The 7,599-nt window shown below is 62.7% G+C and carries 5 protein-coding genes and 1 pseudogene; 4 read left to right on the top strand and 2 right to left on the bottom strand.

Annotation, left to right across the window (positions count from 1 at the left end; all coding sequences use genetic code 11):
* The 4 genes and pseudogenes from EN745_RS36285 to EN745_RS25020 form a co-directional block, all read left to right on the top strand.
* Positions 1-991, top strand: a pseudogene (locus tag EN745_RS36285) (hypothetical protein); the annotation flags it as partial.
* A 191-nt stretch (positions 992-1,182) separates the two neighbouring features.
* The gene (locus EN745_RS25030; protein WP_126056241.1) at positions 1,183-2,031 is read left to right on the top strand and encodes a SapC family protein; all 849 of its coding nucleotides are present in this window, start codon (positions 1,183-1,185) and stop codon (positions 2,029-2,031) included.
* A gap of 45 nt (positions 2,032-2,076) precedes the next feature.
* Positions 2,077-4,065 (top strand): prepilin peptidase, encoded by a 1,989-nt coding sequence (locus EN745_RS25025; protein WP_127422507.1) that lies wholly within the window; start codon positions 2,077-2,079, stop codon positions 4,063-4,065.
* A gap of 49 nt (positions 4,066-4,114) precedes the next feature.
* Entirely contained in the window at positions 4,115-4,918 is an 804-nt protein-coding gene (locus EN745_RS25020) for an efflux RND transporter periplasmic adaptor subunit (protein ID WP_189347401.1), read from the top strand.
* A gap of 180 nt (positions 4,919-5,098) precedes the next feature.
* Here EN745_RS25020 and EN745_RS25015 read toward each other — a convergent pair whose 3' ends face one another.
* Both EN745_RS25015 and EN745_RS25010 read right to left on the bottom strand, forming a co-directional pair.
* On the bottom strand, positions 5,099-6,139 hold the full coding sequence (locus EN745_RS25015) for an EscU/YscU/HrcU family type III secretion system export apparatus switch protein (protein WP_126056238.1): 1,041 nt from the start codon (positions 6,137-6,139) through the stop codon (positions 5,099-5,101).
* A gap of 12 nt (positions 6,140-6,151) precedes the next feature.
* Positions 6,152-7,599 (bottom strand): FHIPEP family type III secretion protein (locus tag EN745_RS25010; RefSeq protein WP_127422506.1); only part of this gene is annotated, 1,448 nt, incomplete at its 5' end.

Raw genomic sequence — 7,599 nt, 5'->3', positions numbered from 1 at the left:
GCGCTTCTTCGTCGTCGGCATGATGGCCGGGTGGGCGCTGGTGCTGATGGTTGGCGTGCCGCTGGCGCGCCAGCTGTGGTTCCTGTTCACGAGCCCATCATTGAGAAGGACGAGGGGGAGGGCCTTCGCCGTCGTTGCAGCCAGCCTGGCGCTGGCAGCCATGCCATTCTTCGTCATCCCGCTGCCCTACGCGACCGCCGCGCAGGGTGTCGTCTGGCTGCCGGGCGACGGAGTCGTCAATGCCGGTGTCGATGGCGTGGTAGCGGAAATTGTCGCGACTCCCGGCGCCCGGATCGAGCGAGGCGCCCCGATCCTGCGGTTGGAAGACCCGTTGCTGGAAGCGCGGACTGTCCTGCTGGATCTGAGGGCCGGGGAGCTTGAGCGCCGCCTCGAGAAGCTTGATCTCTCCAACAAGGTCGACGCCAAAGTGGTGGCCGAAGAGCTGAGGCTCGCACGCGCCGACCTCGTCCTCGCGCGCGACCGTGCCGAAGCGCTGACGGTACGGGCGCAGGCAAGCGGTACTCTGATCATTCCGTCGGCGAAGGATCTCGACGGCAAGTTCGTGCGCCGTGGCGAGACGTTAGCCTATGTGACGCGGTTCGATCAGCCGACACTGCGCGCCGTGATACCAGAAAGCGACGCCGATCTGGTTCGTAACCATACGGCGTTCGTCGACGTGCGCTTCGTCGAAGACCCATCGGTTTCGCATCCCGCAAAGATCATACGCGAGGTGCCTTCGCTGACCGCAACTTTGCCGAACGCCGCATTGAGCAGAGTGGGCGGTGGGGAGTTTTCGCTCGACCCGACCGATCCTTCGCAGAAGCGGGTCCTTGCCAACTTGATGCATCTGGAATTGGCGCTGGCCAATCCAAGCAAGATCGACCGCATCGGCGGGCGCATCTACGTCCGCTTCTTTCACGGCAATGTGCCGCTCTACGAACGTACGTATCGCTGGATCAGGCAGGTGTTCCTGCGGGTCTATCGGGTCTAGTCTTCCATGAACGGAGGTAATAACTTGTAGTTGGAACTAACTCAATTACCTTGGAATCGTGCCAAATGCAGCATTTCACTTTACAATCCGACGCCGCGGTGGTGTGATCAATACTTGGTGTTGAAGTATTAGTGTTCTACATATCGCGGAAACGATAAATTAACCGAGTTTTCCACCTCAAGGAGGGTTTCATGACTGTGCAGCTTCTTTTCTATCAAGACGCCAAACCGGTAACCTCGGACCGTCACAGGGATGTTTCGATCAAGACGGGTCACTCCTACGCCTTCGCCCGCAATGTGAACTCGGTACCGGTGACGGCTGTCGAATTCGCGCAGGCAGCGGCGGAGTATCCGATCGTTTTCGCGGGCACCGAACAGTCGATCATGCCGGCGGTCATTCTTGGCGTGAAGCAGACCGAAAACCTTTATGTCGACGATGCCGGCAACTGGAGCGGCAAATATGTTCCGGCTTTCGTGCGCCGCTATCCCTTCGTTTTCTCCTCCGATGCCAGCGGCCGGACATTCATCCTCAACATCGACGAGAGCTTTGAAGGCATCAACCGCGAGGGCCGCGGCGAGCGCCTGTTCGACGCCGACGGACAGCAGACGCGCTACCTGAAAGAGGTGCTCGGCTTCCTTCAGGATTATCAGTCGCGCTTTCAGCGCACCAAGCGATATTGCGATCTTCTGAAGTCTCTCGGGCTGCTGCAGCCGATGCAGGCGCAGTTCAATTTGAACAGTGGCGAGCGCCGTTCGCTGGCCGGCTTCATGACGGTCGACCGCCAGAAGCTGAAGGCGATCGATGCCGCCGACCTGCAAACGATGTTCGGAAATGACGAATTGGAGTGCACCTACCTTCACCTCCACTCCTTGCGGCACTTCGCCAACATGCTGGAGCGGATGCCAGCCTCCGGCCCGGATGTCGAGGACACGTCGGAACCGGCACCAGAAGCGACTTCTGCCAAGGCGAAACGGGAAACCGGCAAATCGGCGGCGCGCAAGGGTGGCGACGAAGCGGACATGAGGCTGGAGCAGGCTTAACAAAGTGACGACCGAGATGTCACCCGAGCGTAGAAGGACGGGAGCTTGACGGCGGCTGGGCAAACGGCCGGCGTCCTGCTTCCGGCCCTTGATCTCGGCGCCGAGCGGGAAGACCCGGCGCCGAAATTCCTCGACTGGCTGGACCAGTGGCTGGTTGGCGTGGCCTCGCCGTTGCGGGAGCGGGCAAGGCTGCGGCGGATGTATCGCGCGCTGCCTCGCATCGAGGCACTCGGACGTGATTATGCGGGCATAGCCGAAGTCGAGCTTGTCGAGCGGGTCGCGGCGTTCCGCCCAGTGATGCGCCGTGGCGGCCTGACCCAGACGAACATCGAACGATGCTTCGCGATCGTGCGCGAGATATCATGGCGCAAGCTCGGGCTGCGCCACCACAACGTTCAAATTCTTGGCGGCCTCGCAATGCTTGACGGGCGGGTGGCGGAGATGGCCACCGGCGAGGGAAAGACAATCACCGCCGGTCTCGCCGCATCGGCCGCGGCGCTGGCGGGCACGCCGGTTCACATCATAACCGTGAACGACTATCTGGCGGCACGCGACCTTGCGACGCTCAAGCCTGTCTATGACTTTCTTGGCCTGACCACGGGCCTGATCCAGAGCGGCGACCGGGCAGGGCGACCGCAAGTCTATGCGTCGGACATTGTCTATGCGAGCAACAAGGAAGTTGCGTTCGATTACCTGCGCGATCGCATGGCGCTTGGCCAAAGGACCGGGCTGCTGCACCGCAAGCTCAGCGGCTTCGGCCAAGCCGGCAGTGCGAATTCGCAAACAGTCATGCGCGGTCTGCACCTGGCAATCGTCGACGAGGCCGACAGCGCGCTGGTCGACGAGGCGCGCACGCCGCTGATCATCTCCCAGGAAAGCAATTCCGTCGACGAACGCAACTGGGCGGAAAAGACATTTCGTCTGATCGAGGACCTGCAACAGGATGTCGACTACGTGCTGTTGCCGGACCAGCGCCGTATCGAATTGACGGAAGCCGGCAAGGATAGGCTCTGGACGCGCGCTGAGGCGGCCGATGGATACTGGCGCAACCGCCTCCGACGCGAGGAATCGGCCAGCCAAGCACTCTCCGCATTGCTGCTTTTCCGACGCGGCGAACACTATCTGGTCGCTGACGAGACTGTTCAAATCGTCGACGAATTCACCGGGCGCATCATGGCCGACCGCACATGGAGCGATGGCCTTCATCAGTTGATCGAATTTAAGGAGGGCTGCAAAGTGACCCCGCGCAAACGCACCGCCGCGCGGATCACGTACCAGCGCTTTTTTCGCCGCTATCTGCGCCTCGCCGGGATGTCCGGCACCGCCTACGAGGTCAAAGGCGAATTGGGCGCCGTCTACGGGCTGTCGGTTCTCGCAGTGCCGACACACGTGCCGCCCCGGCGCGCGAAGCTCACGACAATTGTGTGTGCGACGCGCGAGGAGAAATGGAACCGCATCGTGCAGGAGGTCGAGACGATGCGGGCCCTCGGACGGCCGGTACTGATCGGCACGCGTTCGGTCTCTGCATCACAGGAACTCAGCGCATGTCTCGGGCGCGCCGGCGTCGAGCATGCCGTGCTGAATGCCGAGCAGAGCGAGGACGAAGCGAAAGTCATCGCGGGAGCGGGTCGTGTCGGAACGGTGACGGTGGCGACCAACATGGCTGGGCGCGGCGTGGACATCAAGGTCGATCCCGAGGCGCTCGCAATGGGCGGACTTCACGTGGTGCTGAGCGAGCGCCACGATGCCCGTCGGATCGACCGGCAGATGGAAGGGCGGACGGCGCGCAAGGGAGACCGGGGGTCAACGCGGGACATTCTTTCGCTGGAGGATCCGATCCTCGATCTCGCGCCGCCACGCCTTGTCGAATGGGCCAGCCGGAGTCAAACCTGGTTCAGGCGCCGAGCCGCACTTGCGCTGTTTCGGATAGCGCAGATGCGCGCTGAGCGCGCGCATGCAGCGGAGCGAAAGGACCTGCTCGACCAGGACCGGCGGCTGGGTGTGCTGCTCGCCTTCTCCGGCAAATCCGAATAGACTTGGGCCGGCGGCTGGACTGGCCGCGGCGGGCAGGGAGCCACGTCAAATGCTGCGACCTATCTTCTCCATCGCTGCCGTGTTTCTGGCGGGTGCCGCTCATGCGGCGGCGCTCGATTGCGTCGTCAATCCTTCGATCGTGGTGGGTGTCGGCGGCACGGTGCCTGGCCTTCTGGAGGAGGTGCTGATCGATCGTGGCGACATTGTCAAAAAGGGTCAAATCCTGGCCCGGCTGAATGCCAACACCGAGCTGTCGACTATCGACTTGATGTCCGAGCAGGCGGCCAACACGTCGGAAATCGAGGCCCAGCAGGCACGATACCAACTGGCCGTAAACCGCATGGACCGCTCCAAGCGGTTGGCCAGCATGAACGTCACCTCCCAGGATGCGGTGGAGGAAGCGGTCGCGCAAATGGAGGTCTCCAAGCGCGAACTGGCGCTCGCCGAAACGCGCAAGCGCATTCTCGAACTCGAGCTTGCCCGGGCAAAGACCGTGCTGGGCCAGAAGGTTATCGTCAGTCCGATCGACGGTATTGTCATGGAACGCAAGCTGTATGCCGGCGAGTACCTCGATCAGGACGGGCAACTGGCCACGATCGCACAGCTCGACCCGTTGAGCGTCGAAGCCTTCGTCGCCGACAGCGAATACAGCAAGTTCAGCGTCGGCCTCGCCGTTCGGGTGACCGTCAGCGAGCCGCGCGATGAAGTCCTTGTCGGCACAGTTCAGGTGATCGACCGGGTATTGGACGCGGCCAGCAGGACGTTCGGCGTGCGCATCATGCTGCCCAATGCCGGCAACCGTTTGCCCGCCGGCCAGCGATGCAGGGTCGAATTCGACGTCAAGTCGAACTGAAGCGCTCCGCCTGCACAGCAATGCTGCTTAGTTTCTGCTGACAGGTGGCGAACACGCAGGATGCCCGATCGCGATGGCCCAGCGCGTTGCCGACGGACGGCTCGCCGGATCGCCCATCGTGTTCCCCGATCGGTCGCTCGCGGGAACGATACTTGCTAAGAACAACCGCGCGTTTTTGCCTCAAGTGAGTCCGTGCCGGACGAGATGGCGAACGACCGGCGAAAACATCTGCTGGCCGATATAGGATCCGATGCCCGCATTCTCGAAGAGTGGTTCGGCGACGGCCGCATCTTCGACTATCGCGATACGTGCCTGACGCGCCTGAGCTACCATCTCGTCGGCTGCGCGGCCTTGGCCCTTGCCGACGACCGTCGGCACCGGCGTTTCACCCTTGAGGTAACGCAACGCCACGGCGCGGTCGCCGGACACGAAGACGATGACCGCATTTCCAACGCCGAGTTTCGCGGGTTGCATCACCGCTTCGCGCCGCTGCCGCTGCTGTTCGTGGCGGATCAAGGGATCTCCCTCGAGATCCTTGTGCTCGCGCTTGTATTCGGTGGTGGTCATGCGCATGTCGCGCAGGAACAGCCAGCGCTGAATGGGAACATCGATCACGCCGATGACGACGAAGGCAAGCGCGGCGGCAACGCCAAGGGGTATCAGCACCGCCTTGATGATCGGCTCCAGGCATGACGGACCGCAACCCGGCGCATCGAAGAGCGGTTGCAGCCACGCGATCAGAACGAATACGAAGAGGCTTGCCAGCAACATCACCTTGACCAGGCCCTTGCTAAACTCGATGACGTTGCGGAGCGACAGGATCTTCTGCAGGCCCTTCGCCGGGTTTATGTGATCGAACTGCGGCTTCAGCGGCTCAAACGAGAAGACCGGCCCGAACGTCCCCAGCATGCCAAAGGCCAGGGTGAGAACGACGACGATCCCGACCAGCGGCAATGTGGCAAGCATCAGCAACGAAAGAAAATGGCGGATGGCCCGCAGGCTGACATCCGCGAACGGGCCGCTGGTCTCTGTCACGGTCTGCACGAGTTCCGAAAGGTGCTTGAACAGCATCGGCCAGGAAAAATAGAGATAGCCGAGCGCCGCGAGAAACGTGAAGCCGGAGACCAGGTCGCGGCTCTGCGAAACCTGGCCCTTGCGGCGAGCGTCGCGGAGCTTCTTGTCCGACGCCGGTAACTTCTTTTCCTCAGCTTCTTCGGCCATGTTGCAATCTCGTCATGAGGCAGCCTCTTGCCCGGCTTTCGCCTGAGCCGACGGCAGCGCCTGCGAGCGCGCGCCGGCCCTGCCGGTGCGGCCGGTGATCGTGGCCAGGGGCTGGACGTTGAATTCCTGCGCGAGTTCCTGGAACGACAGAACCGGAAGCTCGATGGCATTGTGCATCAGCAGGCTGCGCATATGCCGGCGCACGTCCATCGCGGCAAGCACGACCGGCGAGACATCGATGGAGCTCTGCGACAGGGCTCGCTCGATCTCGGTGACCAGGGCCTGCGCGTCATCGTCCGAAAGGTTCAGGAATGTGCCGGTCGATGCGCTTTGCACCGCGTTGCGCAGGATATCCTCGGCCGACCGCTGCAGCACATAGGCCGCGATGATGTTGTTGCGGCCGGCGGAGCGGAAGCTGATCTGGCGCTTCAGGGATGTGCGGACATATTCCGTCAGCAGGACAACGTCCTGTTCGCGCTGGCCCCATTCGATCAGCGCTTCGAGGATGAGGCGCAGATTGCGGATCGGCACGTTTTCGCCGACAAGCCGGCGGAGCACTTCCGCGATCTTCTGCAGCGGCACGATCTCCTGGGCCTGCCTGACCAGATCCGCGTAGTCCGGCTCGATGTCTGACAGGAGCCTGCGTGTCTCCTGAATCCCGACGAAATGGCCGGCATAGAGCCGCAGTGCATTTCCGGTCCACTTGGCCGCCGTTTCCGCTGGTGCGGAAAAGGCGAAGCCGGCCTCCTTCAATGCCGCTATCTGGCTGTCATCGACCCACGCGAATCTACGCTGACCGGCAATCGACGAGCCGTCTTCGTAAGTCACCTCGAGCAGGTCGAGGTGCGTCGCATCCGCCTCGACGAGAACGCGGTCGGCAGGAATTTCGGCATCCAGGATCGGCGCGCCTTCCAGATCGACGCGGATGCTTCGTGATGAAAGCATCTCGTCGACCTGCATGCCGATGGCCGGAACGTCGATACCGAGATCGCCGAAGAGCTCGCGGCGCACGCCGTCGGCGAGCGCGGCAAATTCGGGCTCCGGGATCGAGCGTCCAAGCTCGGTTCCGAGGCGCACGACGATGCGGTAGGAAGGAGGCAGCGTTCCGGTAGGGATTGCTGAAAGCGCCGCGGAATTCCCCGGTTGTTCGCGCGTTGCGATCTGGCCGGCGTCGTCGTCAGGCTCGGATTCCCGGGCGGTACGGCGACTGATTGCGTAGGCGCCGGCACCGAAGCTGGCGCCGAGGATCAGGAACACGATCGACGGAAAACCTGGCACGATGGCAAGGCCGACCATGATCACCGCGGCAAGACCGAGTGCTCGGGAGTCGCGCAGCAGCTGGCTGGTAATTTGCCGGCCAAGGTCGCCCGCACCGTCGGCGCTGCCGACGCGCGTCACCATCGTGCCTGCGGCCACCGCGACGAGCAGTGCCGGTATTTGCGCCACCAGCCCGTCACCCA

Source organism: Mesorhizobium sp. M4A.F.Ca.ET.022.05.2.1, from assembly GCF_003998845.1.
Classification (GTDB): Bacteria; Pseudomonadota; Alphaproteobacteria; order Rhizobiales; family Rhizobiaceae; genus Mesorhizobium.
This window is presented reverse-complemented; position numbering and strand designations above follow the sequence as displayed.